This is a genomic window from Paeniglutamicibacter sp. ORCA_105, assembly GCF_045798545.1.
Taxonomy (GTDB): domain Bacteria; phylum Actinomycetota; class Actinomycetes; order Actinomycetales; family Micrococcaceae; genus Paeniglutamicibacter; species Paeniglutamicibacter sulfureus.
Genome location: NZ_JBIXLM010000051.1, coordinates 1 through 25,899, shown reverse-complemented (window position 1 = coordinate 25,899; position 25,899 = coordinate 1). Strand labels below are relative to the sequence as shown.

General features: G+C 65.0%; 23 protein-coding genes, 1 pseudogene and 1 riboswitch. Of the genes and pseudogenes, 6 read left to right on the top strand and 18 right to left on the bottom strand.

Annotation, left to right across the window (positions count from 1 at the left end; translation table 11 throughout):
- The 4 genes and pseudogenes from ACIPUB_RS18215 to gcvP form a co-directional block, all read right to left on the bottom strand.
- Positions 1–423: pseudogene (locus tag ACIPUB_RS18215) on the bottom strand (serine hydroxymethyltransferase); the annotation flags it as partial.
- Complete coding sequence (gene gcvH, locus ACIPUB_RS18210) at positions 420–800, bottom strand: glycine cleavage system protein GcvH (protein WP_407608674.1); 381 nt, start codon at positions 798–800, stop codon at positions 420–422. The pseudogene ACIPUB_RS18215 and the gene gcvH, both read right to left, overlap by 4 nt.
- A gap of 87 nt (positions 801–887) precedes the next feature.
- A complete protein-coding gene (gene gcvT / locus ACIPUB_RS18205; protein ID WP_407608673.1) occupies positions 888–2,000 on the bottom strand; it encodes a glycine cleavage system aminomethyltransferase GcvT in 1,113 nt (370 codons plus the stop codon).
- Between the two features lie 39 nt (positions 2,001–2,039).
- Entirely contained in the window at positions 2,040–4,877 is a 2,838-nt protein-coding gene (gcvP, locus tag ACIPUB_RS18200) for an aminomethyl-transferring glycine dehydrogenase (RefSeq protein ID WP_407608672.1), read from the bottom strand.
- 178 nt (positions 4,878–5,055) lie between these two features.
- Positions 5,056–5,156, bottom strand: a riboswitch (glycine riboswitch).
- 276 nt (positions 5,157–5,432) lie between these two features.
- Here gcvP and ACIPUB_RS18195 point away from each other — a divergent pair.
- Positions 5,433–6,110, top strand: coding sequence for an NADPH-dependent F420 reductase (locus ACIPUB_RS18195; RefSeq protein ID WP_407608671.1), 678 nt, complete (start codon positions 5,433–5,435; stop codon positions 6,108–6,110).
- Between the two features lie 96 nt (positions 6,111–6,206).
- Here the strand turns inward: ACIPUB_RS18195 and ACIPUB_RS18190 are convergent, their stop codons facing one another.
- A complete protein-coding gene (locus ACIPUB_RS18190) occupies positions 6,207–6,929 on the bottom strand; it encodes a VIT family protein (RefSeq protein ID WP_407608670.1) in 723 nt (240 codons plus the stop codon).
- Positions 6,930–7,001: 72 nt separating this feature from the next.
- Positions 7,002–7,778, bottom strand: coding sequence for an SGNH/GDSL hydrolase family protein (locus ACIPUB_RS18185; protein ID WP_407608669.1), 777 nt, complete (start codon positions 7,776–7,778; stop codon positions 7,002–7,004).
- A gap of 120 nt (positions 7,779–7,898) precedes the next feature.
- On the opposite strand from ACIPUB_RS18185, the gene ACIPUB_RS18180 reads away from it, so the two are divergent.
- Positions 7,899–8,165: a hypothetical protein gene (locus ACIPUB_RS18180; protein ID WP_407608668.1), complete on the top strand. Its 267-nt coding sequence runs from the start codon at positions 7,899–7,901 to the stop codon at positions 8,163–8,165.
- On the opposite strand, the gene ACIPUB_RS18175 is transcribed toward ACIPUB_RS18180, so the two are convergent.
- Positions 8,162–9,325: a serine hydrolase domain-containing protein gene (locus ACIPUB_RS18175; protein WP_407608667.1), complete on the bottom strand. Its 1,164-nt coding sequence runs from the start codon at positions 9,323–9,325 to the stop codon at positions 8,162–8,164. The two genes, ACIPUB_RS18180 and ACIPUB_RS18175, sit on opposite strands and share 4 nt — an antisense overlap.
- Positions 9,326–9,384: 59 nt before the next feature.
- Entirely contained in the window at positions 9,385–10,404 is a 1,020-nt protein-coding gene (locus tag ACIPUB_RS18170; protein ID WP_407608666.1) for an RNase H family protein, read from the bottom strand.
- Positions 10,405–10,671: 267 nt separating this feature from the next.
- Here ACIPUB_RS18170 and fdhA point away from each other — a divergent pair, with 267 nt between their 5' ends.
- Positions 10,672–11,892 (top strand): formaldehyde dehydrogenase, glutathione-independent, encoded by a 1,221-nt coding sequence (gene fdhA / locus ACIPUB_RS18165; RefSeq protein ID WP_407608665.1) that lies wholly within the window; start codon positions 10,672–10,674, stop codon positions 11,890–11,892.
- A gap of 119 nt (positions 11,893–12,011) precedes the next feature.
- Here fdhA and ACIPUB_RS18160 read toward each other — a convergent pair whose 3' ends face one another.
- From ACIPUB_RS18160 to ACIPUB_RS18150, 3 genes are all read right to left on the bottom strand, one after another.
- Positions 12,012–13,568 carry an SPFH domain-containing protein gene (locus ACIPUB_RS18160; RefSeq protein ID WP_407608664.1) on the bottom strand — a complete coding sequence of 519 codons (1,557 nt, stop codon included), beginning with the start codon at positions 13,566–13,568 and terminating at the stop codon, positions 12,012–12,014.
- Positions 13,569–13,570: 2 nt separating this feature from the next.
- Complete coding sequence (locus tag ACIPUB_RS18155) at positions 13,571–14,047, bottom strand: hypothetical protein (RefSeq protein WP_407608663.1); 477 nt, start codon at positions 14,045–14,047, stop codon at positions 13,571–13,573.
- Between the two features lie 445 nt (positions 14,048–14,492).
- The gene (locus ACIPUB_RS18150) at positions 14,493–15,041 is read right to left on the bottom strand and encodes a GNAT family N-acetyltransferase (RefSeq protein ID WP_407608662.1); all 549 of its coding nucleotides are present in this window, start codon (positions 15,039–15,041) and stop codon (positions 14,493–14,495) included.
- A 123-nt stretch (positions 15,042–15,164) separates the two neighbouring features.
- On the opposite strand from ACIPUB_RS18150, the gene ACIPUB_RS18145 reads away from it, so the two are divergent.
- The gene (locus tag ACIPUB_RS18145) at positions 15,165–15,899 is read left to right on the top strand and encodes a class I SAM-dependent methyltransferase (RefSeq protein ID WP_407608661.1); all 735 of its coding nucleotides are present in this window, start codon (positions 15,165–15,167) and stop codon (positions 15,897–15,899) included.
- Positions 15,900–15,959: 60 nt separating this feature from the next.
- Here ACIPUB_RS18145 and ACIPUB_RS18140 read toward each other — a convergent pair whose 3' ends face one another.
- From ACIPUB_RS18140 to ACIPUB_RS18130, 3 genes are all read right to left on the bottom strand, one after another.
- Entirely contained in the window at positions 15,960–16,877 is a 918-nt protein-coding gene (locus ACIPUB_RS18140) for an SDR family oxidoreductase (RefSeq protein ID WP_407608660.1), read from the bottom strand.
- A 135-nt stretch (positions 16,878–17,012) separates the two neighbouring features.
- Positions 17,013–18,125, bottom strand: coding sequence for a glutathione S-transferase family protein (locus ACIPUB_RS18135; RefSeq protein WP_407608659.1), 1,113 nt, complete (start codon positions 18,123–18,125; stop codon positions 17,013–17,015).
- Positions 18,126–18,346: 221 nt separating this feature from the next.
- Positions 18,347–18,922 (bottom strand): NADPH-dependent FMN reductase, encoded by a 576-nt coding sequence (locus ACIPUB_RS18130; RefSeq protein WP_407608658.1) that lies wholly within the window; start codon positions 18,920–18,922, stop codon positions 18,347–18,349.
- 128 nt (positions 18,923–19,050) lie between these two features.
- Between ACIPUB_RS18130 and ACIPUB_RS18125 the strand changes: the two genes are divergently transcribed.
- Positions 19,051–19,518, top strand: a complete 468-nt coding sequence (locus ACIPUB_RS18125) for a MarR family winged helix-turn-helix transcriptional regulator (RefSeq protein ID WP_407608657.1) — start codon at positions 19,051–19,053, stop codon at positions 19,516–19,518.
- Positions 19,519–19,565: 47 nt separating this feature from the next.
- Here ACIPUB_RS18125 and ACIPUB_RS18120 read toward each other — a convergent pair whose 3' ends face one another.
- A complete protein-coding gene (locus ACIPUB_RS18120) occupies positions 19,566–20,015 on the bottom strand; it encodes a cytidine deaminase (protein ID WP_407608656.1) in 450 nt (149 codons plus the stop codon).
- 502 nt (positions 20,016–20,517) lie between these two features.
- Here ACIPUB_RS18120 and ACIPUB_RS18115 point away from each other — a divergent pair.
- A complete protein-coding gene (locus tag ACIPUB_RS18115; protein WP_407608655.1) occupies positions 20,518–21,102 on the top strand; it encodes a ScbR family autoregulator-binding transcription factor in 585 nt (194 codons plus the stop codon).
- Between the two features lie 65 nt (positions 21,103–21,167).
- On the opposite strand, the gene ACIPUB_RS18110 is transcribed toward ACIPUB_RS18115, so the two are convergent.
- The 3 genes from ACIPUB_RS18110 to ACIPUB_RS18100 form a co-directional block, all read right to left on the bottom strand.
- Positions 21,168–23,447, bottom strand: a complete 2,280-nt coding sequence (locus tag ACIPUB_RS18110; protein ID WP_407608654.1) for an ABC transporter permease — start codon at positions 23,445–23,447, stop codon at positions 21,168–21,170.
- On the bottom strand, positions 23,444–24,088 hold the full coding sequence (locus ACIPUB_RS18105; protein WP_407608653.1) for an ABC transporter ATP-binding protein: 645 nt from the start codon (positions 24,086–24,088) through the stop codon (positions 23,444–23,446). Before ACIPUB_RS18105 ends, ACIPUB_RS18110 begins: the two co-directional genes overlap by 4 nt.
- Before the next feature lie 80 nt (positions 24,089–24,168).
- The gene (locus tag ACIPUB_RS18100) at positions 24,169–25,167 is read right to left on the bottom strand and encodes a 3-oxoacyl-ACP synthase III family protein (RefSeq protein ID WP_407608652.1); all 999 of its coding nucleotides are present in this window, start codon (positions 25,165–25,167) and stop codon (positions 24,169–24,171) included.
- Between the last annotated feature and the right edge of the window lie 732 nt (positions 25,168–25,899).

Here is a 25,899-nt window from a genome sequence, read left to right as displayed (position 1 = left end):
CTTCATGCCGTGGGTCAGGTGCCCGCCGTGGGCCAGGTTCAGGCCCATGATGGTGTCGCCCGGGCGGATCAGCGCGTGCATCACCGAGGCGTTGGCCTGCGCGCCGGAGTGCGGCTGCACGTTGGCGAACTCGGCACCGAAGAGCGCCTTGACGCGATCCAGGGCCAGGGTCTCCACGACGTCGACCTCCTCGCAACCGCCGTAGTAGCGCTTGCCCGGGTAGCCCTCGGCGTACTTGTTAGTCAACACCGAACCCTGCGCCTGCATCACGGCCAGGGCCGTGTGGTTCTCCGAGGCAATCATCTCCAGGCCACGCTGCTGGCGCGCCAGCTCGGCATCGATCCGCTCCGCGATCTCCGGATCCAGGGTCCCGATATCCTGCGTCAGCGACGCAGGGGCAAGGGATTCGAACACTGCGGTCACGCTACGTCGCCGCCGTTTGCGGAGGCGTAGTCTGCTGCCGAGAGCAGCGGGCCCTCCTCGGTGACCTCGACGGTGAACAGCCAGCCGGCGCCGTACGGGTCCTCGTTCAGGATGGCCGGGTTGTCGATGGCTTCCTGGTTGACCTCGACGATGGTGCCGGTGACCGGTGCGTACAGGTCGGAGACGGACTTGGTCGACTCGACCTCGCCGCAGGTCTCGCCGGCGGTGACGTTGTCGCCGACCTCGGGCAGGTCAACATATACGACGTCGCCCAGTGCGTCCGCGGCAACCTGGGTGATGCCGACCTTGGTCGGGGTCGCGGAGTCGACCCATTCGTGCTCGGCCGAGTAACGAAGGGATGCGAGAACCTTGCTCATGGGGGGTGTTTCCTCTCAAAGAATGTGGGTAAAGAAGTTAAGCCGGTTGATCGGTGGCGGGGCTCGTCGCGCCCGCCACCGACAACGTTACTTGGCTCGGGTGTAGAACGGCAGTGTGACGACTTCGAATGCCTCGGGCTTGCCACGCAGGTCAACATCGACCTTCGTGCCGACCTCGGCGAACTCCGGGGCCACGTAGGCCAGGGCCACCGGGTAGCCCAGGGTCGGCGACGGCTGGCCCGAGGTGACGGCGCCGACCTGCACGCCGTCCACGGACACCGGGTAGCCTCCGCGACCGGCGCGACGTCCCAGGCCCTTCAGGCCCACCAGGACCTTCTTGGCGCCTTCGGCCTTGATGGCCTCCAGTGCCTTGCGGCCCACGAAGTCCTCTTCCTTCTTGAAGGAAACGATCGGGCCAAGGTTGGCCTCGAACGGGTTGCCCTCAAGGGAAAGCTCGTTGCCGTACAGCGGCATGCCGGCTTCCAGGCGCAGTGAGTCGCGGCAGGCCAGACCCGCGGGGATCAGCCCGTGGTCGGTGCCGGCGGCCATCAATGCGTCCCAGAGTTCGGCTGCCTGTGCGTTCGGCACGTACAGCTCGAAGCCGTCTTCACCGGTGTAGCCGGTGCGTGCCAGCAGCACGTCGATGCCGGCAACGGTGACCTCGTCGGCAGCGTAGTAGCTCATGTCCGAGACCACTGACTTGGCTGCCTCGTCGACCAGTTCGTGCAGGATGGCCACGGCATTCGGGCCCTGCACGGCGACCAGCGAGGTCTCGGCGGACGCGTCGGTGACTACCACGTCGAAGCCCTTGGCGCGCTCGGCCAGGGCAGCGGCAACCACCGGGGCGTTGCCCGCGTTGGGCACCACGAGGAACTTTTCTTCCCCGCGACGGTAGGTGATCAGGTCATCGATGATTCCGCCTGCTTCGTTGCAGATCACCGAGTACTTGGCCTTGCCGACCTTCATCACTGCCATGTTGCCGGCCAGCGCGGTGTTCAGGTACGTTGCGGCGTCGGGTCCCTCGACCCAGACCTCGCCCATGTGGGAGAGGTCAAACAGGCCAGCGGTGGCGCGCACCGCATTGTGCTCGGCCAATTCCGAACCATACTTCAACGGCATGTCCCAGCCACCGAAGTCGGTGAAGGATGCGCCTAGGTCCGCATGCTGTGCATGCAGGGAGGTTTTCTTCGGGTCGCTCATCAAGCTACCTTTCGTGAGGCTCAAAAATGAGTGTCGGAATTAGTTTTCGAAGGCTTCCGGCGGGGGGCAGGAGCAGATCAGGTTGCGGTCGCCACCTGCTCCGTCGATGCGTCCCACGGCCGGGAAGTACTTGTCCATGCGCAGGGCATGCACCGGGAAGGCTGCCTGCTCAACGGTGTACTTGCGGTTCCAAGCGGTGTTGACCACGGCGGCCACGGTGTGCGGGGCGTTGCGCAGCGGGGATTCCTCGAGGGAGAAGTCGTCGGCGAGCACCTGCTGCATCTCGGCGTGGATCGCGATCATGGCCTCGATGAAGCGTTCGATCTCGACCAGGTCCTCGGACTCGGTCGGCTCCACCATCAGGGTGCCGGCGACCGGGAAGGACAGGGTCGGGGCGTGGAAGCCGAAGTCAATCAGGCGCTTGGCAACGTCCTCGGCGGTGACGCCGGTCTTGTTGGTCAGCTCGCGCAGGTCCAGGATGCACTCGTGTGCGACCAGGCCCTTGTTGCCGGTGAACAGGATCGGGAAGTACTCGTTGAGGCGGGACGCGATGTAGTTCGCCGAGAGGATCGCGATCTTGGTGGCGTCGGTCAGGCCTTCGCCGCCCATCATCGCGATGTAGGCCCAGGAGATCGGCAGCACGCCGGCGGAGCCGAACATGGTGGCAACCACCGGGATGCCGTCGCGCATCGAGTAGGTGTCCGACGGGTCGCCCGGCAGGAACGGGATCAGGTGCTCGGCAACGCCGATCGGGCCCACGCCCGGTCCGCCGCCGCCGTGCGGGATGCAGAAGGTCTTGTGCAGGTTCAGGTGCGACACGTCGCCGCCGAACTTGCCCGGCTGGGCGAGGCCGACCAGGGCGTTCATGTTGGCGCCGTCGATGTAGACCTGGCCGCCGGCCGCGTGGACCTTGTCGCAGACCTCGCGCACGTCGGCGTCGTAGACGCCGTGCGTGGACGGGTAGGTGATCATGATGGCAGCAAGGGTGTCCTTGTTGGCTTCGATCTTCGCGTCCAGGTCGGCTGCGTCGATGGTGCCGTTGGCTGCGGTCTTCACCACAATGACCTTCATGCCGGCCAGCACCGCGGAGGCGGCGTTGGTGCCGTGCGCGGAGGCCGGGATCAGGCAGACGGTGCGCTGGTCATCGCCGTTGGACAGGTGGTAGCCGCGGATGGCCAGCAGGCCCGCGTATTCGCCCTGCGAACCGGCGTTGGGCTGGATCGAGACGCCCGCGTAGCCGGTGATGGTGGTCAGGCGGCCTTCGAGGTCGGTGATCAGCTCGCGCCAGCCCTCGGTCTGGTGTGCCGGGGCGTACGGGTGGATGGAGGCGAATTCCGGCCAGGAAATGGATTCCATTTCGGCGGTGGAGTTCAGCTTCATGGTGCATGATCCCAGCGGGATCATGGTGCGGTCCAGGGCCAGGTCGCGGTCCGAGAGCTTGCGCAGGTAGCGCAGCATCTGGGTTTCGGACTTGATGGTGTTGAAGATCGGGTGGCTCAGGTAGTCGCTGGTGCGCTGCAACGATGCCGCCAGCTCGAAGCCCTCTGCCTTGAAGTCCTCACCCGTGACGCCGAAGACACCGGCGATGGCCGCAACGTGTGCCGAAGTGGTGGCTTCGTCGGTGGAGATGCCCACGGTGGTGGCATCCACGCGGCGCAGGTTGATGCCCGCTTCCTCGGCCTTGGCGATGATGGCGGCCGAGTCGGCGACCTTCACCTGCACGGTGTCGAAGAAGGAGTCGGCAACCAGTTCCAGTCCGGCACCGGAGAGCACGGTGGCGATGGTGCGGGCGTGGTTGTGGACGCGCTGGGCAATGCGCTTGAGGCCAGCGGGGCCGTGGTAGACCGCGTACATCGAGGCCGTGATGGCCAGCAGCGCCTGGGCGGTGCAGATGTTGGAGGTGGCCTTCTCGCGGCGGATGTGCTGCTCGCGGGTCTGCAGTGCCAGGCGGTAGGCCGGGAACCCGGCGTCGTCCTTGGACACGCCGACCAGGCGGCCGGGCAGCTGGCGTTCCAGGCCGGTGCGCACTGCCAGGTATGCGGCGTGCGGGCCACCGAAGAACAGCGGGACGCCGAAGCGCTGGGTGTTGCCCACGGCGATGTCGGCACCCTGCTCACCCGGGGCGGGGATCATGGTCAGTGCCAGGATGTCGGCGGCGATGGTGACCATCGCGCCGCGCTCCTTGGCGGCGGCGATGACGGCGGTGTGGTCAACCACGGCGCCGTTGTTGCCCGGCTGCTGCAGCACGATGCCGGAGATGTCACCCTCGGGCAGGCCCTTGGACAGGTCCGCGATCTCGACCTCGAAGCCCAGGGCTTCGGCGCGGCCCTGAACCACGGCGATGGTCTGCGGGAAGAGGTTGGCATCGAGCACGGTCTTGGCGGTGCCCTTTGCCTTGTTGCCACGGCGCATCAGCAGCACGGACTCGGCGACGGCGGAGGCTTCGTCAAGCATCGAGGCGTTGGCGATCGGCATCGCGGTCAGGTCCATGACCATGGTCTGGAAGTTGATGAGCGCCTCGAGGCGACCCTGGGAGATTTCCGGCTGGTACGGGGTGTAGGCCGTGTACCAGGCCGGGTCTTCGAGCACATTGCGCAGGATCACCGGCGGCGTGAAGGTGTCGGAGAAACCCTGGCCGATCATCTGGGTCTTCATGACGTTCTTGTTTGCCAGCACGCGCAGGTCCGAAAGGACCTCTGCTTCGGTGCGTGGAGCCGGCAGGTCCAGGGGTTCACTCTGGCGGATGTCGGCGGGAACGGCGGTGTCGACGATTTCGTCGATGGAAGAATAACCAAGCTGGGCAAGCATGGTGTCGATGTCGCTGCCCTGCGGGCCAATATGGCGGGCGACGAACTCAGCGGACGGGGTCACGGTCATGGGGAACTCCATTGGGTCATCGGCGTGCGTACACACCGAACGAGCTGCAAAGTTCCTCCCCGACCCTGTTGCTTGACCTGAGAGTTTCCGCGTTGCGCCGGTCCGTGAGGGCGGGGCACGCTTGCACCTTCGGTGAGCCGCACCGCCGAACGGCGGTGTTGCTACTTTCCAGAGTTGCCTCTTCGCGGCGGTACGGGGGCCTGAGAGTTTCCCGGGGAGGAATTGCTCCTACGGCGCCCGACCAACTTACGTTGAACGGGACTCTCCCGCCGCATGTCAGTGGCTGCGCCCCCTTCGAGGCACGATCACCATCCTACCGGCGATGCGTGAGCCAGACAACACGGGCATGCCAGGATGAAGCAGCACGCCTTTTAAGCGGGCCGCTCCCGGCGCGAGGGCACACATTGCACCCCGGGCGACCCCTGGCCCAGCGGGTCACGATCCTGGAGGCACTTAGAGAATTTTCAACCGGTTCATCCTATAATACTTGACACTTCAACCAATTGGGGTCTATCGTATTACTTGAAGGTTCAACAAACAGGATTTGAGGATCACATGAAGAACTTCCTCGCTCGACTCTTTGGAAAGAAGAACGACATGAACATCGACATCACCATCATCGGCACCGGCAACATGGGCCGCGCGCTGGCCACCCGTTCGATCGCCGCCGGCAAGAGCCTGCAGGTCCTGGCCCGCTCCACCGAGACCGCAGCCACCTTTGCCGCCGACCTCGGTACCGGAATCACCAGCGGGAGCACCGCCGAAGTCCCGGCTGGCCGCATCGTCGTCCTGGCCCTGCCCTTCGACGCCGCCAAGGAATACGTCGCGGCCCAGGGTTCGGCACTGGACTCCAAGATCCTGGTCGACATCACCAACCCGGTGGACTTCGCAACCTTTGACTCGCTGACCACCGCAGCAGGAAGCTCGGCCGCCCAGGAAATCTCCGCCTTGACCTCCGCCACCGTCGTGAAGGCCTTCAACACCACCTTCGCAGGTCCGCTGACTTCCGGCTCCGCCGACGGCAAGCCGCTTGATGTCTTCGTTGCCGGCGAGGAATCCGCCCGCGGCGAGGTCGCGGCGTTCGTCACCGCCGCCGGCATGCGCCCGTTGGAGGTCGGCGGCCTGCACCACGCCCGTGAGCTCGAGGGCTTCCAGCTGCTGATCATGGCCATGCAGGTCAATCCGGCGCTGCCCGACTTCAACTGGGGAACCGCGCTGACGGTCGTGGGCTAAGACCCCCGCCTGCCCAATCCGGGACATTCGAGGGGACGGAACCGCCACCGGCGGTTCCGTCCCCTCGTGCGTTGCCTCGGTGGGAGGTGTTCGGGCCTAGACGATTCCCGAGACGCCTAGCCACGAACCGATGGCGAACGTGACGGCGAGCGCCGCGGCCCCTCCGATCAGCACCCGCAGGGTGGGCCGCAGCACCGAGGCCCCGCCCAGCCGTGCACCCGTCGCCCCGGTCACCGCAAGCGCCAGCAGCACTGCCGCAAACGTCACCGGAATCCTCAGGCCCACGGGCAGGAACACCGCCGTGGCGAAGGGCAATGCCGCACCCACCGTGAACGCGATGGCCGAGGCGATTGCGGCATTCCACGGGTTGAGCACCTCGTCCTCGTCCAGCTGCAGCTCGACATCGAGGTGTGCCTTGAGCACGTCGTGCTCGGTCAGTTCCCTGGCAACCTGCTGTGCCGTTGCGGGGCTCAGCCCCTTGGCCTCGTAGAGACCGGCGAGTTCAACCAGTTCTTCCTCGGGCATCTCGGCCAGTTCCCGGCGCTCCTTTTCAATGAGCGCCTTCTGCGAGTCCGCCGAGCTGGACACCGAGACGTATTCTCCCAGCGCCATGGATATGGCGCCGCCGATCGCCGCGGCGGCACCGGCCACCACCACCGGACCCGTGGCCGTGGTGGCACCGGCGACGCCGACCACGACCGCTGCCACCGAGACGATTCCGTCATTGGCGCCGAGAACCCCGGCCCGCAGCCAATTCAGCCTTTCGGCCAGGCCCTGGTCGTGGGGTTCGCCCTCATGCTGCATCTCCTGCTGGTCCATGGACACCAGCAAAGCACCAGTCCGCCGCATTGGCCAGCGGCGGGTCCTCGCATTCGGCGGGACGGGCAGGTCCTACGGCGCTGACGGCGCCTCCAGGGAGACCAAGTCGGGGTAGCGGGGGCGCAGCGAATCGCCCGAGGAAGTCCCGGTGAGCCGGCGCTTGACCCACGGGGCCAGGTATTCCCTTGCCCAGACAGCATCCTCGCGCAGCCTTTCGATGCGGGACTTGGCAGTCGGTGCCGAGAGCTCGGGCACCTCGATGTGGGCCTCGTGTTCCAGCACGCCGAGCACCTTCGCGGCCATCAGCGTGTGTCCGGCGGTGTTCATGTGCAAGCGGTCGGTGGACCAGTAGCGCCAGTCCCGGAATTCACGCCAACGCCAGTAGTCGGCAATCACGGCACCGAATTCGTCGGCGATCTCGCGGACGGCCTCGTTGTAGATGGCGGTACGGCCGCGGGTCGTTTCGAAGATGGCCGAACCGTTGGAATCAAAACCGGTGAAGAGCACCACCGCGGCACCGGTGGCGGCCAGTTGCGCCACCGCATCCCGGTAGCTGACCATCAGCGAGTCGATGTCCACCGCCGGGCGCAGGATGTCGTTCCCGCCCATGTACAAGGTGACAAGCGTGGGCTTGAGTGCGAGCGCGGCAGGCAGCTGCTCGGCGACGACCTGGCCGACCTTCTTGCCGCGGATGGCCAGATTCGCATACCCCCACTGCGCGTCGGCACAGAGCTGTTCGGCCACGCGGTCGGCCCAACCGCGCACCTGGTGGGGTCGCAGCGGATCGACATCTCCCATGCCCTCGGTGAAGGAGTCGCCCAATGCCACAAATCGTTTAGAGAATTCCACGGCTTCAGCCTAGCGGCACGCGCCGACCGTCTTCGGCCCGTGCCGCGTGTCCTCGCTTCACGGGGTTGCGCCGAGCCCGGGCACAGCGTGCGCCTAGCTTGAAGGGGCACGGTGGAAGGCATGAAGACCAGGCAACACCATCAGGCACCCCACACCACCAACAGGGGGCAGTCAGCCCGCCCGATTTCCCAACCAGACGGCTTCGTGCAAGCCATTCCCGTTGCCGGCATACCGGAAGACGGCCGTTCGGCCACGGAAACCCGTGAGGAAGAGGTCCGGTTTCATTTCGTGGCCACCCGGCAGCCGGCCGATCCGGCGCAGATCCCGTGGCTTGATGAAATCAGCGGCAGCCACGACGTGAACGAGGCATCCTCCGGGATCATCTAGGAGGCGAGCAGCACTTGGCGCGCCAACACACTGAGTTGCCCGCCGCGCGAGCCGGTGCCGTTGGCCTCCGCGCGCGCCGGGACGTAGCCCAACGCCAGCCCGTAGGCCGGGTCCGCATAGCCCAGCGACGCGTTCGCCCCGTCGTGCCCGAAGGCCCTGGCGGAACCGAAGTCGTTGTTCGGGTGCGCCTTCATGAACCCGATGGCAAAGGCCCCGGGCATCCCGTTGGCCCGGGACAGCCCGTACACCCGGTCCTGGCTCACCGCGGCTATGGTCTCGGCGGTGAGGAACGGGGCGTGCTCGTCCCCGGATTCGTCCACGAACCCGGTGGTGGCCGCGGCGTAGAGCCTGGCCAGGCCGCGGGCGTTGCCCACCCCGCCGAGGGCGGCCAGGCCGGCCTCGCGGATGGTTCGTTCGTTCGGCACATCGATGATGTCGAAGCTCGGCCCCTTGGGTCCGTCGAAGCCGCCGGTCGAGTTCACCGCCAGCCCAAACGGGGAGTACGGGTCGATGAACGGCAGCGGCTCGTAGGCGCTGTCCTTGAGCACCGGGCGGAAGCGCGGTTCCAGGTCCTCGGGCAGCCCCAGGTAGAAGTCAATGTCGTGCGGGGCACGAATGCGGCGTTCGAAGATGTCCTGCAGGGACTCCTGCGCGCAGCGGCGGGCAAGTTCCTCCATGAAGACGCCCATGGTCAGCGCATGGTAGGAATGGATCCCGGGTGCGTTCCACAGCGGTGCGGCGGCGGCCATGATGCCGGCTGCCAGCCGGGAATCAACCAGTTCCTCCTGGGTGAAGCCGCCTTCAACGCCTGGCAGGCCTGCCTGGTGGCTCAGCAGCTGGGCCACGGTGATGCCCGCCTTGCCTGCCGCAGCAAACTCCGGCCAGTACACGGCCACGGGGGCTTCCAGGTCCAACAGCCCCTGCTGCACCAGCAGCGAGATGACCAACGCACCTGCCCCCTTGGAGCAAGAGAACACCCCGGTCATCGTCTCGCGCGTGCAGTCCTGCCCCACGCTGGCATCAAGCACCAGGTTTCCGGCCTGGTAGATGGCCAATTGCGCGGAATAACCCGGGTCGGCGGCGGCGAAGGAGCCCAGCAGGTCCGCCACCGGGGCGAAGCGCTGGTCAATGACGTTGATCGTGTTCGTCTGCGTAGTCACCCGCACCACATTACCCATTCCCGGGAGGTTTCCCGTTGCGGACCGTGACAATGGTGTGCTCAGTTGGCCGGGGTTTCCTGCCGGTAGCGCAGCAGCCAGCGGTCATCGACCTGCTGCCAGAAGGACGAGCAGAGGATCACTTGGTCCCCTGCCAACAGACGGTACGCCAGCTGCACCTTGTTCTGGCCCCACGGAGTGGCGGCAAGCACCTGAAGGGCACCGCCGGCCGGCAGCGCATGGCCGCCGGTGAGCGCGGCGATAATGGTGGAGCGGTCGGTGAGCGAGCCGTCCCGGCTGATCTCCTGGAACTCCGGGTGCAGGAACGCCATGACCTCGTCCAGGTCCCCGCGCACCGCCGGAGAAAGCATCTCGCTTTCCAGCTCGAAGACCATCTGCAGGTCCGCGGCGCTGCGTTCCGAGGGGTCGGTGGCTCGCGGGGCGGACGGTTCGGGCACCGGGGCCACGGGCGCAGACTCTGCGGGTTCCGCGGCAGTCAAGCTGTCCGGCGTCGCCACAGGTGTCGGCACGGCGCCAAGGTCCTCCAGAACCAGCACACCGGGTGCTTCGGATGACACGGCCTCAGCGAGGCCAGCATTTTCCCCGGCGCCCGGTGCCCCCTCCAGCCCGGGTCCGGCATTGGGTTCACGACCCGCCTGGTAGGCGGTCGCCGCGTCGCGCGCCCGTACGTCAGCGGCCTCGTTGAGCTCGTGGCCTGCATGCCCCTTGACCCACTCGAAGGTGTACTTGCGGCCCTTGATGGCCTCGTCGATTTCCTTGAGCAAATCCAGGTTCAACACCGGCTTGCCGTCGGACTTCTTCCAGCCCTTCTTCTTCCACCCCGGCATCCACTTGGTCACGGAATTGATCACGTACTGGGAGTCGCACAGGATGTGCAGGTCCTCCTCGGCGCGGTGCGCGGTGGAGCGGAAGAGGTCGAGCACGGCCATGAGCTCGCCCATGTTGTTGGTCCCGTGGGCCCACCCGCCGGCACGCCAGTGCTCGTCGTCGATGTACCAGGCCCATCCTGCCGGTCCTGGGTTTCCGAGGGCTGATCCGTCTGCGGCTGCGGTGATCGTCATGGTTTCAATCCTGCCACGAGCCTACCGACGCTTTCACATCGGCCCGCTTCGGCGGGCGTCGACGCGACTATGGCCATGTCAGGCACGACGTCGTAGGCTGGGGCGACAAGGATGGGCCCGGGCACCGCGGCACCATGCACCACCGCCGGCGACGACCGAAGTGCAGCCGCCCGCTCCGGGGATCCCCCGGCACGGGGGCATTCCGTCCGTCGCCGGGTCGTCAGGGTCCCGTCCGCCACGCGAAAACTGCGGAAGGTATTGCTGCCCATGTCTGAAAACAAGGCCGTCGCCTACAAGTCGCCCGGTGTCGTCGAGGTCATCGACACCCCGTATCCCACCTTTGAACTGCAGGCCGGACCCGGGGTGAACGCCGCCAACGTGGGCCGCAAGGTCCCGCACGGGGTCATCCTGCGCACCGTGGCCACCAACATCTGCGGCTCCGACCAGCACATGGTCCGCGGCCGCACCACTGCCCCCGCAGGACTGGTCCTCGGACACGAAATCACCGGCGAGGTCATCGAGACCGGCCCGGACGTCGAATTCATCAAGGTCGGCGACATCGTCTCGGTCCCCTTCAACATCTCCTGCGGACGCTGCCGCAACTGCAAGGAGGCCAAGACCGGAATCTGCCTGAACGTGAACCCCGACCGGCCCGGCTCCGCCTACGGCTACGTCGACATGGGCGGCTGGGTCGGCGGCCAGGCAGAATACGTGCTGGTCCCCTACGCCGACTGGAACCTGCTCAAGTTCCCGGACCGGGACCAGGCGCTGGAGAAGATCATGGACCTGACCATGCTCTCCGACATCCTGCCCACCGGCTTCCACGGCGCGGTCACCGCCGGGGTCACCGTCGGCTCCACCGTCTACGTCGCCGGCGCCGGGCCCGTCGGGCTCGCCGCCGCCGCGTCCGCCCAGCTGCTGGGAGCCGCGGTGGTCATCGTGGGCGACATGAACGAGGACCGTCTGGCCCAGGCCCGCTCCTTCGGCTGCGAGGGTATCAACGTCGGCGCCGGTGACCCTGCCGACCAGATCGAACAGCTGCTCGGGGTGCGCGAGGTGGATTGCGGCATCGACGCCGTGGGCTTCGAGGCCCGCGGCCACGGACACGGGTCCGGGGCGCAGGAGGCGCCGGCGACGGTGCTGAACTCGCTCATGGACCTCACCGTCGCCGGCGGCTCCCTGGGCATCCCCGGGCTCTACGTCACCGGCGACCCCGGAGCGGTGGACGAGGCGGCGAAGAAGGGAAGCCTCTCCCTGTCCCTGGGCACCGGCTGGGCCAAGTCCCTGTCCCTCGCCATGGGCCAATGCCCGGTGATGAAGTACAACCGGCAGCTGATGATGGCGATCCTGCACGATCGGATCCACATCGCCAAGGCCGTCAACGCCCAGGCGATCTCCCTCGCCGATGCACCGCGCGGCTACGCCGAGTTCGATGCCGGCGCCGCCACCAAGTACGTCCTGAACCCCAACGGCTACCTCTCCAACTAGACCGCCGGGGCCGTCGGCGGACGCCCGCACCGTCTTCGCCTCACCCGAAGCGTATGCGGGCGGCATCGCCACACACTGAAGCACCCCGTCCTCTTGAACGGGGTGCTTCAGTGTGTGGGTTAGTTCCGCTCGGCTACGGAATCATCCAAGGCCACCGCCGGTGCCGACGCCTGGTCCGGGGTTGACCCCGCGCCGCCCAGGAGCCCGGAGAGCATTCCGGCGATATCGATCTCGGTGCTGCCCTTGATCATGGCAAGCCCCTCGGTGACAATGCGGTTCGCCTGCTTGACCGCGTCCGAAGCACCGTCCGAACTGATCACCGTGTAGTTGTCGATGCCGGACACGGCATCCGAGCTGGCCTTGACGATTTCCGGCAACGCGCTGATCGCCAGGAACGCCAGTGAAGCCTGCGTGTGGCCGGTCAGGGCCACGGCCTTCGCATCTTCGGCCTTGGCGGTTGCCTCACCAATGGCGGCGATGGAAGCACCTTCGGCTTCGCCGCGCACGCGCACGGCGTCGGCTTCCGCCCGGGCCTTTAGCTCGATGGCCGAGGCCTCGCCCTGGGCCTGGAACACCTCGGCGTTCTTGGAGGCCTCGGCTTCAACCGTCTTTGCCGCGGCGCGTGCCTCGGCGTCGGCGATGGACGCCTTCTTGGAGCCTTCCGCCTCAATGGTCTTCGAGTTGGCGCGCGCGGTGGCGCTGAAGACGTCCGCGTCGCGCTTGGCTTCTGCGTCGGTACGCATCTTATAGGCCTGGGCGTCGGCCGGCTTGTGCACCTCGATGTCCAGGCGCTCCTGCTCCACCAAGGCCTTCTCGGCCAGGGCTTTGCGCTCCAGCTCGGCGACAGTCACATCCTGCTCCGCGGTGGCGATCCCCTTGGCGGCCTCTGCGATTGCTTCGGCGCGGTCCCGTTCGGCCTTGAATTCGGCCTTCCTGATGGCCAGGTCCCGCTCGAGGGCTGCTGTTTCGCCCTCCTGCGCAATGCGGGCCGCTTCGGATTCCTGGAAGGCCTTTGACGTGGCGATGCGCGCTTCGCGCTTGGCCCGTTCGAGGCCCGGCTTTCCGACTTCCTCCAGGTAGTCGATGGTCGTCGGCTTGTTGTCCGGACCGATCACCGTGCGCGAGGGGGTGCTGACCGACGAGATGTTGAAGGCGTCGATCTGGATGCCCTGCTCGGCGAACTGGGTGACCGCCGATTCCAGGGACTGGTCCTGGAATTCCTTGCGGTTGTTGTTGGCGTCTTCCACCGACATGGCCGAAACGATGCCGCGCAGCACGCCTTCGGCCGACTTGGTCACCGAGGCGTTCAGGTCTTCCTTGGAGTGCGTGAGGAAACGCTGGACGGCCTTGCTCATGCCCTCCACCGAGTCGTCGAACTTGAAGTTCAGGCTGGCCGTCACCGAGGTGGTGATGAAGTTCTTGTCAACACCTTCCACGGCAAGTTCCACCTGGCGCTGCTCCAGGGACATCACAAACTTCTGGTGGATGATCGGCAGGAAGAGCACAATGCCCTTGGTGAAGATCTGGACCTGGCCCTTGGCGCCCTTGCCGGCACGGATCACTGCCTGGTTGGGTGCGACAGTGACCAGTCGTGTGGTGGCATACCAGACGAGGGCAACAAGTACGGCGAGGATCGCGACAATGGCGACGACGGTTCCATTTACGGCAAAACCCATGGTTAAAATCCGTTCAGTTCAGAGGTGGATGCGACCCTGATGCGGTCTCCAACAATCGCCACGACGGCAATTGGTGTGCCCTTCTCGATGGGGCTGCTTGAAAATACGAGGCGCTGATTGATCTCATCGGGGTGGTCCAGCTGAACCTTCCCGACGATGTCGTTGATGTCTGTGGTGGCTACGCCAAGAAGTCCGATGACTTCGTGCGGCTGGACGTTGGAGATACGAGCCATCTTTCGGGCAAGCAGCGCTACGCCGACGATGCCGATCACTCCCAGCAGGGCTCCGGCACTGTAGGCCAGAAAGAGTGGACCGTTGTTGAGCAACACAATCGCACCTGCGGCGCCGAAAAGCGTGGCTGCCGCACCGACGGCAGTGGTGGAGATGATTCCGTCGAAGAAATCGACAAGCTCTCCCAGGGTCATGGACACGATGAGAAGCAGGAGGCCAATGCCTCCGATCACTGCGAATGCGAGCATGCGGATTCTTTCGTGAGTTGTTTGCGGGGTCGAATGGCGCAGCATTTTTCTTCTGCGGCAAACTCGGAGACACTTGCGCCGGGGTTTTCCCTGGTGTGGAAATATCCCGACACGGGATGGATCGATGCCCGCCTGGGATACAGCGCGATTACTGCACCTGACATATAGTCTATCCATTTGCCGTAAAGATTTAGGTAGGTGGCGTCGCGTGCGGGTCGGTTCTCCAGCGGCAGGCGCCTCCACCCGGAAGCTGCAGCTCTGCGCTGGTGGCTCGCGGGCGGGAATCGGGCCGAGGCAGACCCCGCGCGCTCGCACATCACAGACGAGTCGGGCAACGGCTTTTAGTGCCGTCGTGGTGGTCACACGTTGGCCTCGGGTTCCGGGCCAACGCAGCCTCCAGTCCGGCCGTCGGTCCGGCCACGCACCGCGCCCGGGGAGGCCAGGCTCAGGCGTGGTGTGAGCGCAGCGGGGCCCGCATCGCGAAAAGCAGCGAATCGCGGTCCACACCGTCGATCCGCTTGTGTCCCGGCAGGTAGTCGACACGCTGCATGCCAACCTTCTCCAACACCCGCACCGAACCGGCATTCTCCGGCCGGCAGGTGGCCAACACGCGGGAAATCCCCAAGACGTTCCATGCCAGCTCCAGCATGGCCGCAGCCGCTTCCGCCGCATAGCCGTTCCCCCAGGCATCGGCCCGCAGCACGTAGCCGATTTCGGCCTCTCCCGGGCCCCGGGTCAGGTCGGATTCCGCACACATCAACGCTATCGAGCCGATCGGCGTGGAATCGCGCGTCACCGCCAGGGTAATGGTTTCCCGCGGCTCCAGCAGCTGTTCGGCCCCGCATTGGCGCAGGAACGCGGTCGTCTCTTCGATGGTGTTCGGGCCCCATTCGACAAAGGCGCACACTGCCGGATCCGCGGCGAAGGCGTGGACCGCATCCAGGTCGCCCTGGCCGAATTCCCGCAGGACCAGGCGCTTCGTGGAAATCTCCATGAAGCACATCATTCCACGGCGTTCCCGATGGGCGGGGCCGCTGCCTTGCCACGCCGCGTCCGTCTGCCGGATGCGGCGTGTTCGGGCCCGCGCAACCCCGACGGCGGGCATAGGCTCATACCCATGGGCTCCTTGCTGAGCGCAACCCAGCGGGCCGATCTCTATGATGCGGAAAACCGCTGGGCTGCCGACGACGATTTCTTCCTCACCTTTGTCAACGAACGACCCGCAAGCCGCGTGCTCGACCTGGGTTGCGGCACCGGACGGCTGACCCTTGCTCTGGCCGGAGCCGGGCACGAGGTGACGGGCATCGATCCGCACCCCGGCTCGTTGGCCGCGGCGCGGGCCAAACCCGGCGTCGACGCGGTGACGTGGGTCGAGGGCACCTCCACCGCGCTCGGGCCCGACGCCGCCTTCGATACCGTGCTGATGACCGCGCACGTGGCCCAGGCCATCATCGACGAGGACCAATGGAGGCGGACGCTGGCCGACATCCGGCGCGTGCTGGTCCCCGGCGGCAGGCTGGTCTTCGACTCCCGCGACCCCCGGGCGAAGGCCTGGGAACGCTGGACGCCGGCCTGCACGCGAAACCAGTTCACGCTTCCGGATGGCACCAAATTGCACCTGTGGCTCGATTCGGCACCGCATGAGTCCGGACTGGTGAAGATCACCGAGCACCGGCTTTTTGCCGACGGCTCCCGTGAGCTTGAGGACGCGGTGCTCTCCTTCCGCAGCGAGTGGCGGCTGCGTGGGGACCTGCTCGCCGCCGGGTTGCAAGTCGATGCCGTGCTGGGCGGCTGGGGCGGTGAACCCGTCGGCCGGGGCGCCGGCGAACTCATCGTTCTCGCGCACCGCTGAACGACGCCTGGCTATCGGCAGCGACTCTGGCCGCGCGCTTTATGCCGGGGCGCCCCTCGCTCACCGATAGCCGGAGGCGTCCGCGGGCAACCCGGGGTCCTGGACCTCGACCATGTACCGCCAGCAATCCGGTGCCGAGCCGTCCACGTCGGTGAAACCGTATTCGCGGGCCAGCCCGCCGGAAGAGAACGATCCTCCGCTGCGCGCAAAGACGTCGGGATCCGCGGCCAGCGCCGCAACGGCACGGCCCACAAAACGCGGGGATTCGCTGATTGCGGCGAAGTGCCCGTCAGCACCCGTGGCCGATCGCCAATTCGATTCGGTGACGCCAAAGGCCTCGAGCATCATCTCCGAGCGCAGCCAGCCCGGGCTCAGGGCCACCGCGGTGCACTTGCGGGGCTTCAGCTCGTGCGCCAGCGTGAACGCCATGCGCAGCGCGGCATTCTTGGCCAGGTCGTAGAAGGTGGAGAGCCGGTAGTTGTTGCGGTTGTAGGCGGCGGTCCCGTCGGTCACCTCGATCACCAGCCCTCCGGGGTTTCGCACCAGCAGCCCCAGCGCATGGTGGGCGGTGATGAGGTGGGTCTTCACGCCGAGTTCCAGCATCCGCAGCCCCGCGCCAAGGTCGTGCTCCCAGACGGGCTGGTTCCAGCCGATGAGCTTCTCCCCGCCCCAGATGTCGTTGACCAGCACGTCCAGCCGGCCCTGCTCGGCATCGATGCGTGCCACCAGGGCCGCCACCGCGTGGGAGTCCAAGTGGTCCACCGCCACCGCGATGCCAACGCCTCCAGCCGCGGTGACCAGTTCCGCGGTCTCCTCGATCGTTTCGGGGCGGTCGTATTCGCTGCGCGCCGCACGGGTGCTGCGGCCCGTGCAATACACCGTGGCCCCCGCCTCGCCCAGGGCAATGGCGGTCCCGCGGCCTGCGCCGCGGGTCGCCCCGGCAACCAGCGCGATCTTTCCCTCAAGGCTTCTCTCCATGTGTCCACGCTAGCCCCGGCATCCGTGGCACTGCCAGAGTCCGGTCCAACGGATTCTCCGGCCCCTGGATACGCCAAAGACCCCGCCCGGAGGATCGGGCGGGGTCTTTGGCGAACGTGGCGACGCGGTGCGCGATCAGTCCAGCGGGTAGAGGGGGTTGTGCCCGGCCGTGACCTTCTCGGATTCGCGGACCGGATCCGGGGCGGTGCCGGTGCCCCAGGGGTTTCCGCCGAGCGCCTCGCGGCCGTGCGGCTCGAGCCAGTTTTCCAGGTCGGGGCCGACCGGAACGATCTGCGTCGGGTTGATGTCCTCGTGGACCACGTAGTAGTGCTTCTTGATCTGGTCGAAGTCGACGGTGTCGCCGAATCCGGGCAGCTGGAAGAGCTCGCGGGCGTAGCCCCAGAGGTTCGGCATCTCGGTGAGCTTGTTCCTGTTGGTCTTGAAGTGCCCGTGGTACACCGCATCGAAGCGCACCAGCGTGGTGAAGAGGCGCACGTCGGCCTCGGTGATCGAGTCCCCCATGAGGAAGCGGCGGGTGGACAGGCGTTCCTCGAGCCAATCCATCGCGGTCCAGAGGCGGTCGTAGGCCTCGTCGTAGGCTTCCTGGCTTCCGGCGAAACCGCAGCGGTAGACCCCGTTGTTGACCTCGGTGAAGATGCGCTTGATGACCGGCATCATCTCCTCGATCTTGTCTTCCGGCAACAGGTCGGGGGCGCCTTCGCGGTGGAAATCCTTCCACTGGGTGGAGAAGTCCATGGTGATCTGCGGGTAGTCGTTGGTCACCACGGCGCCGCTGGGCACGTCGACGATGGCCGGCACGGTGATGCCGCGCGGGTAGTCGGCGAAGCGCTTGAAGTAGTTCTCCTGGATGCGCTCGGTGCCCAGCACCGGGTCCACCCCGCCCTCATCGAGGTCGAAGGTCCAGGAGCGCACGTCGTGCACCGGACCGGGGGTGCCCAGCGAGATCGCATCCTCGAGGCCCAGCAGGCGACGGACGATGATGGCGCGGTTGGCCCAGGGACAGGCACGTGCGGCCACCAGGCGGTAGCGCCCGGCCTCCACGGGCCACAGGTCAGCACCTTCGGCCACACCGGCGTGCACATTGCCAATACTGCCCTCGGTGGCTCCGCCGGAGGCGCGCACCGCGTCGGGATCGGCAACGACCCGGTCCTGGATGTAGTTGGTGTCGCGCGTGAATTCCGCGCCCGTCACATACGCACCGGCGGTGCTGTGCTTGTCTTCGCTCATAACCAAACCCTAGTTTCGGGTGCCCTGATGCACCATCTCGGAAAAAAGAAGGTGGCCTGCCCGGGAGGGAAAGATCCCGGGCAGGCCATGTTGCCGCCGGACCGCGCACGCGTGCTTGTCAGCACCTGCGGCAAGGATTGGGTCCGGAAGGAGGATCGAAGGCCGGGTCCCGCCCCCCATGGTGCGCGGGACCCGCCATTCGAGGTTTAGGTACTCAGGCCTTAGGCGGAGACCAAGGCGGAGTCGCGCACCGACTTCAGCGCAACGGTCCACGGCACCAGCTGGTCGAGGACCGGAGCCAGCGAGGCGGCCTGCTGCTCGGTCGGCTTGAACACCGAGAAGTTCTCGAAGTCGGTGAAGAGCGAGAACATGCCGGTCTTCTGCACGTGGGCAACCTGAAGCTCGGACAGGATGCCGCGCAGGTGCTCAACGGCGCGCACGCCGAAGGCGGAGCCGTAGGAGACGATGCCGGCGGCCTTGTTGGCGAACTCGGCGTTCAGGTAGGACAGCGCGTTGGCCAGGGCAGGGGCAACCGAGTGGTTGTATTCGGGAGTGACGAAGACGTAGCCATCGAATTCGGCGATCTTTGCGGCCCAGGCCTTGGTGGCATCGTTCTGGTAGTTCTGGTACGCAGCCGGGTAGGCTTCATCCAGGAGCGCCAGGTTGAAATCCGCGATGTCGACGAGCTCGTAGTCGGCGTCGCCTCGCAGCTGAGCCTGTTCCAGTACCCACTGAGCAACGCCGGCGTTGTTGCGGCCCGGACGGGTTGAACCGGTGACGATGGCAATCTTGGTCATGTTTGATCTCCTTGGACTGGGCGAGACGCGTCGGCTGCTTGCTGACACATCAACTAAAACTTGATATTTCCATCCTGCCGCGAGACGATTGACGTGTCAACTAATTTTTCCGAAGTGTGAGGCACACCATGCCCGAGCCCCGTTGGCTCAACGAAGACGAACAACAGCTATGGCTGGAGTTCCGCGAATTCCTCTGGGGCTACCCCCGGGCCATGGATCGCCAGCTGGCCCGCGATTCAACCATGTCCAGCGGCGAGTACTCCGTCCTTGCCGCCGTATCGCAGGCAGCTCCCGAGGCCTTGCGTCCCGGCGACCTGGCATCGGCCCTGGAATGGGATCGCTCACGGGTGTCGCACCTACTGCGCCGCATGGAGGCCAAGGGCCTGATTGAGCGGTGCGCTTCGAGCAGCGATGGCCGCGGCCAGGACATCAAGATGACCGACGCCGGCTGGGACACCATCCGCAGCGCCGCTCCGGGGCACGTGTCATTCGTGCGGGAAACGCTCTTCGACTCGCTATCGGCAGACGAGCAGGATCAATTCAGCACGATGCTCTCAAAGATCCGCTCGGCGGCGGTTGAGCGCGAACTCTGGTGACCCCGAGGAGCGCCGCCGCGCCGCCTGCGGGGACCGAGGCAACAGACTTATTCGCCGTGTTCGGCCGTCGAGGGCCACTGGCCCTGCGCGGTAAAGGACGTGGCCCAGTAGTACGGATTCAATTCACGCAACGAGCGCATTTCCCACTCGGCGCCACCTGCCGAACCCGGAACCGCGGCCAGGACCTCGGGTCCCCACACGGCAAGCCGCTCCTGGCAGATGCCGCACGGCGCCAGCACCTGGTAGGTTCCTTCTTCGGTTCCGCCCGTGACGCAGGCCGAAGCCACAACTCTCTTTCCCAGCGTGTAGGCCTGCGCCACGGCCCCGGTTTCGGCGCACAATGTTGCCGCAGCATTGAAGTTGTCGAAACTGACGCTGGTCAGGATTTGCCCGTCCTCCAGCACGACGGCCGCTGCTGCAACCGAATCCCGTGCCCCCGGCCACCTGGTCAATAGTTGTTCGATGGCCGCTTCAACGAGTTTTTGGTTCGGGTCCATGCGGCAATTCTGCCACGTCGGGCGAGTTGATGGCCCTGCAAGACGCAAACAACGCGGATCAGACGGAAACCCGGGCAACCGCCCCGCTTTTCCTGTACGCCCTCTTGCGGGGCACCTGTCCCGGAGTTCTCCACTGGGAGCGGTGGCGCTCCGGGCCACCGATGTCGCCGACTCAGACCAATAAGTTGCGCTACTTCAATTCTTTGAGCCAACGGTGCCGACGAACTGACAGCAGAACTCACCGCGGAGACCGATTCTTCCCACTCGGACAGCCTTTTTCGCCCACACCAGCGAACGCATCCATCAGCGGCCCGAACTCGCCCAGGTCCGCGCCGCACAAGGCGTCCAACGCACCCTGGTCCAGGACCTGTCGGCGCCGACCCTCGAACAGGCCCCCCGAGAGTTCTCGACCAAACTGATGGTCCAGGTTCAAAAAGCCTGGACTGATATCGTATTGAGATACTTGTCAGCCGGTCGCTAAGGGCGTGCAATGCAACAGACTATGCGTGAGAGGCAGCGTATTCGCACCCGCGAGAACATCCTCAGGATCGCTGCCGAGGAATTTGACCAGCGCGGCTATGCCTCGGTGTCGTTAAGCGAAATCGCCGCGCGTCTGGAAATGACCAAGGGCACCGTCTACTTCCATTTCCCGTCCAAGGCAGATTTGGCCCGCGCCATTGTCGACACGTATTTCTCGGCTTGGGAAGCCCTGTTGGAAGGAGTGGCCAACCAAGGGTTGCGCGGGATGGAGGCTCTGCGCTGGTTTTCCAACAGAGTCGCGCAAGCCTACCGGGACGATCCAGGCGTCCGGGCGCCATTGCGGCTGATGCGGGAGGCCGACGTGATTGGTGTCGAACTGCCCACGCCGTTCCTACCTTGGGTCCAGACCGTGGAATTCCAGGTTCGACAGGCACAGGAACTCGGCGAAGTGCGCGACGAGCTCGATGCGCAGGCCGTGGCTTGGCAGATCGTGGCCGGGTTCTACGGAGCCCAGGAAATCTCGCATCAGCTAACCCAGCGCGCGGACTTGACCGACCGAATCCAGCAAATGTGGGACTTGCTGCTGCCGGGTATCCAAGCGCCTTAGCCAGCCCAGAGGCGCGCCATCCAGCGGCCACTCCGCCTTCGGCGCGCGTCTGCATGCTGCTGGTTTCATTCGACGCCCTTCAAGGCGCTGGTCATGTCGATGCCCTTGATCCGCCGGGTCAGCAGCATCGTCGCCGTGAGCGCGAAGAAGATCGTGATGAACGAGGCAATGAGCAGGCTAAGTGTGGAAATGCTGGGCAGGTAGCCGGCCCGGTCGGTACTGAAAACACCCACATATTGGCTGAGGAACCACCAACCGGCAGGAATGCCGGCCAACCAGCCGATCAGCGTTGTGATGATGTTTTCACGGCTGGCCAGCGACCGCAGCTCCCCATGATGAAAACCCAGCACGCGCAGTGTCGCGTAATCGCGAATGCGTTCGGTGAAGCTCAGCGCACCCAGGTTGTAGAGCACCACCACGGCCAGGATGATCGCGAAGACCTTGATCAAGTTGAAGACGCTGCTCAGCGAGTCCACCAGCGATTGGGCATTCTCACGCTGCTCCGCCTTCGCGAGCAGGCCGGTGACACCGGGCAGGTCCAGGATCTTCTGCCCAACAGGGTGCTGGGTCAGGTAGCTGGTCGGCTCGAAAGAGCCTCCCATGTTCTCCCACGCTTGTTTGGAAAGCAGGATGCCCTGGGGCTCGGAAATGCTGGTGACCTCCGAGACGGTCTGCCGGTAGCGTGCACCGTCTGCGGTGATCAAGGTAATTTCCTGGCCAACGCCGATTCCCAGCTGGTTGCTGAGCCCGTCGGTGATCGCCGCCCCTTCTGTAGCGTCCAACCTCTGTGCTTGCTCGTCCAGCAGCCGGAACATCGCTCCCTCGCCCAGAACGGTAAGGGTCTGGTCGAGCTCCTCGTCCTGGGCGAGCCGCACGGCTCCTTGTTGCACCCACTGCCCGGTGCCGGCCTCGGCCTCAATGAGTTCGCGCTGCTGGGCGGTGGCCAGCGGGGAAACACCCAGCCGGCTGTCGTACAGGTACTGCTTGGAATAGGTTTGTTCGATCTGGCGATTCAGCGTGTCGGGCATGCCGAACCCGGTGACCAGAAGCATCATGCAACCGGTGGTGGCCACGATGCCCATGACGACCCGAACCCTGTTGCCCGAGGCATCACGTATCGCCCAGCGGTTTCCATACGATAACCGCTGCCAGAAGGACTGCAGTCGTTCCAAGACGGAACGGCGGGCACGACCCACATCGGGGCGCATCCCCTCGGCCGGACTGGTTCGCCGCATGGGCCGGGTGGCGGACCAGGAGGCAAAAATACAGACAAAAACCAGAAGCACCGGAAGCAACGTACTGGCCAGGGTGTAGGCCGGTGTCCACTCGGGCAGGCTGAAGCTGCCCCGCTGGGTGCCCAGCACGTAGCGCGAGAGCAGCGGCGTCAATGCGAGTCCGACAAGGCATCCGGCCATGACGGCAACGATGCCCACCACCGTGAAATAGAGGCCAATGAGTCGGTTGGTGTGCCCGAGTGCTTTCAAGGTGGCGACCTCACCGCGTTGGATATCGGTCAACCTGCGAATCGAGGTGAAGATCGAAAGCAACGCGACCAACAGGAACAACGAGGAGAAAAGGTAGGACAGGCTCTGGATCTGGGTGACCCGTTCATAGGCGGTAGCCACATGTGGGTGGCTGCTGCGCTCCATGAACGCCACATAACGTTCACCCAAGATCTCCGGTGCCGCGGTACGAACCGCCTGCGGGTCCCCCAACGTGACTATGCTCTGTTCACCGGACTGCGCCCCAGAAATGGCGGCAGCGGTATTCCCGCTGACAATGCCATACCCGTAGGAGCCCGGCTCCGGCGCCAACAGGCCAGTCCCGGTGTACGCGATCTTATCGGGTTGCAGGATCAGCCCGTTGACGTCCAGCGTGGTTTCGGCCCCACCACGGGCGACGGTGATCGATTCACCGACGTCAACCCCGTTGGCTTTGGCATAGGATTCATCGAGCCACACCCCAGCGTCATCCGACACCGCGGCACCGGCAACGACCAGTGGCTCGTTGATCTCTGTGTCATCGTGGGTCGACAGCCGCAGATCCTGTTCCGCCCCCGAATCGGTGCGGGTCACCGGGATCGTGATGATCCGGGCGGCCGCCTCAACTCCATCCAACAGCTCGAATTCACGGACATCCGCCTCGGTAAGCCCAATCCCGGTCACCCAGGCGTCGGGCAAGCCTTGTTGCGTGGCGTAGGAATCGAGCTGGGTTTGAATCCCCCGCCATCCACCTTCCATTCCCGAGAAGATCAGCACGCTCAGCGCCGCCATCAGCGCAACGGATATGAACTGGGACCAGTGCTGACCGAGGTCCCGTCCAAGCTTGCGTCCAAAGAGAATCATGAAACTACTTCACTCGCTCCAATGGTTTCGGGGTATTCATTGCGCCGGTTTTCGATGATCTGTCCATCGCGCAGGCTGATCAGCCGGTCCGCGGCACCGGCCAGCGTGTGGTCGTGGGTCACCACTACTACGGCGGTTTGCGTTTCCCGGGCCGTGCGTTGAAGTTGGGCCAGCACCTGGGTTCCGGTCTTGGTGTCCAATGCCCCGCTGGGTTCGTCACACAACAACAGGGCCGGACGCTTCGCCAGCGCCCGCGCGATGGCCACCCGCTGCATCTCTCCGCCCGAGAGATGGCGGGGAAACTGGTTCAGGCGATGCCCCAGTCCGACAGTCTGGAGCAATTCCTCGGCTACTCGTGCCGCTTCGCTGCGCGGCATGACCAGCGCGGCCGCCAAGGCAACGTTTTCCACCGCGGTCAAGTTTGGAATCAAGTTGTAGAACTGGAAGACAAAGCCGACCTGCTCGCGGCGGTACCTGGTCAGTTCTCGCTCCGCGAAAGATTCGAGCCCTGCGCCGCCAACGCTGATTGATCCAGAGCTGGGGCGATCCATGCCGCCGAGCAGGTTCAGCAGCGTGCTCTTGCCGGAGCCCGAGGGACCCAAAATCACGGTGAACTGACCCCGCGCAATTTCTAGCTGCACGTTTCTCAGCGCGATCACCTGAGCTTCACCCGCGCCGAAGGTCCGGCCTACGCCGTCCAGTGAGATATAGGAAGTGCCTTCTACCATTGGACGATCAGCGCCCCATAGTGGGTACCGGCACCGGTACCGATCATCAGCGCCGTTTCCCCGGGCTGGACCTCTGCGCGATGCATCGCCAGCGGGATGCTGGCCGCGATCGTGTTGCCAACCTCGCCCAGCGTGACAACCATCTTCTCCCAACCCCAGTATTTCGACATCATCTGCATACCTGCCCTACTTGTCTGGTGTGGAATGATCCGATCGATTTCCCCAAAGTTAGTGCTCAGTCCGGGACGCACTGTTTCCAGGAATGGAGTGAACCGTTTCAGCGCGCCGCGCAGCAGACTTAATCCCTGCATGTCGAACTTGAAGTCATCCGTGCGCTGCACGGCTTCTTCAACCCTCAGGCGGCTTCCGAATCCGCGTATTTCAGCGTGACGGATTCCCGCAGTGTCCGTTGAGAAGCCAGCGGCTACAATTCCCTGCCTCTGATTTGCCGGTTTGCCCACGACCACGGCAACCGCCGCATCGCCAATCAAGATGGCACTCTCGGGTTGGGCGAAGTTCAGCCCGCGGCTGCCTGCCTCCGTGGAGACAATAAGGATGAACTCGGCCAGTCCGGCATCGATATAGAAGGCAGCCTGCTTGAACGCCACAAGGAATGAGATACACGTTGCATGCACGGAAAACGCGAATCGGTCTTGCATACCCAATTCAGCGGCAATCAGCGCGCCTCCGTCCGGGATCGCCTGCATCGGAGTACCCGAGGCGTTGAGCACCAGATCAATATCGGAGACTTGAAGTCCGGCCGCCCGGATGGCCTTTTCTGCTGCCAAGACCCCCTGCTCCAGCGGGTCTTCGTGGTCGCCAAGCCAGTGGCGGGTCTTCACTCCGGTACGCCGGATCGCTTCATCAGTTGAAATACCACACAATTCCGCTACTTCGGCTGTCGTGACAATTCGCTCCGGCATGGTTTCGGCGGACCCCAGCACTCGTATACCCATCGTTTTCATTGGAACCCCAATTTCTAGATTTGCCAAGCATTCACATACTAGCCGTATGGTCAGTGAAATTCTAAATGTCCTTTGGCACAGGATTCATGAGCCCTGTGACCGAATGTGCAGAAGTGCGGAGCCGCCACCCACGAGTAATTAAACTTGCTGATCAATCACGATTTGCGTGACTAAAGAGCGATGCCCAACTCGCGCCCTCAAGGTTGATGTGGACACGAGCCGATATTCGGAGAGCCGCAGTTCCGCGCAACTACACCTAGCACTCTATTGACCAAATCCTGCGGTCAGGGGCGTTTAGCCCAAACAATGGGCTAAGCATTGATGTACAGCGTTCATGCAGGGTTCCCACATGGAGGCGACGATGCCTGCCCGGCCAATGGTCGAAACGAGCCATGCCACCGAGGGGAAGTTCCCGCTGAGACTGCGCGACCCAGGAGAAAATCTTGATGTCGGCCTGGAAATGCGCGTCGCGCCCGAGCACCTGGAAGTGTGCAACATCGATGCCTTCGTCCACGGCGGGCAAAAAAGTGTCCACGAATTCACTCCCGGCTGTGCAAGCCACTGCCGGCATCGGACGGTTCACCCTCCACATGCACAACGGGTATCCCCCCCAAGCATCGCGACCCCGAACGGCTCCCACGCCGCAACTCCTGGCAACAGCCGCAGTCCCCCCCCTTCCGGGGCAGCGCGACCTTGGGCTCCATAAAAATGGGGTGCCGGGGGGGGGGGGGGGGGGGGGGGGGCCCCCCCCCCCCCCCG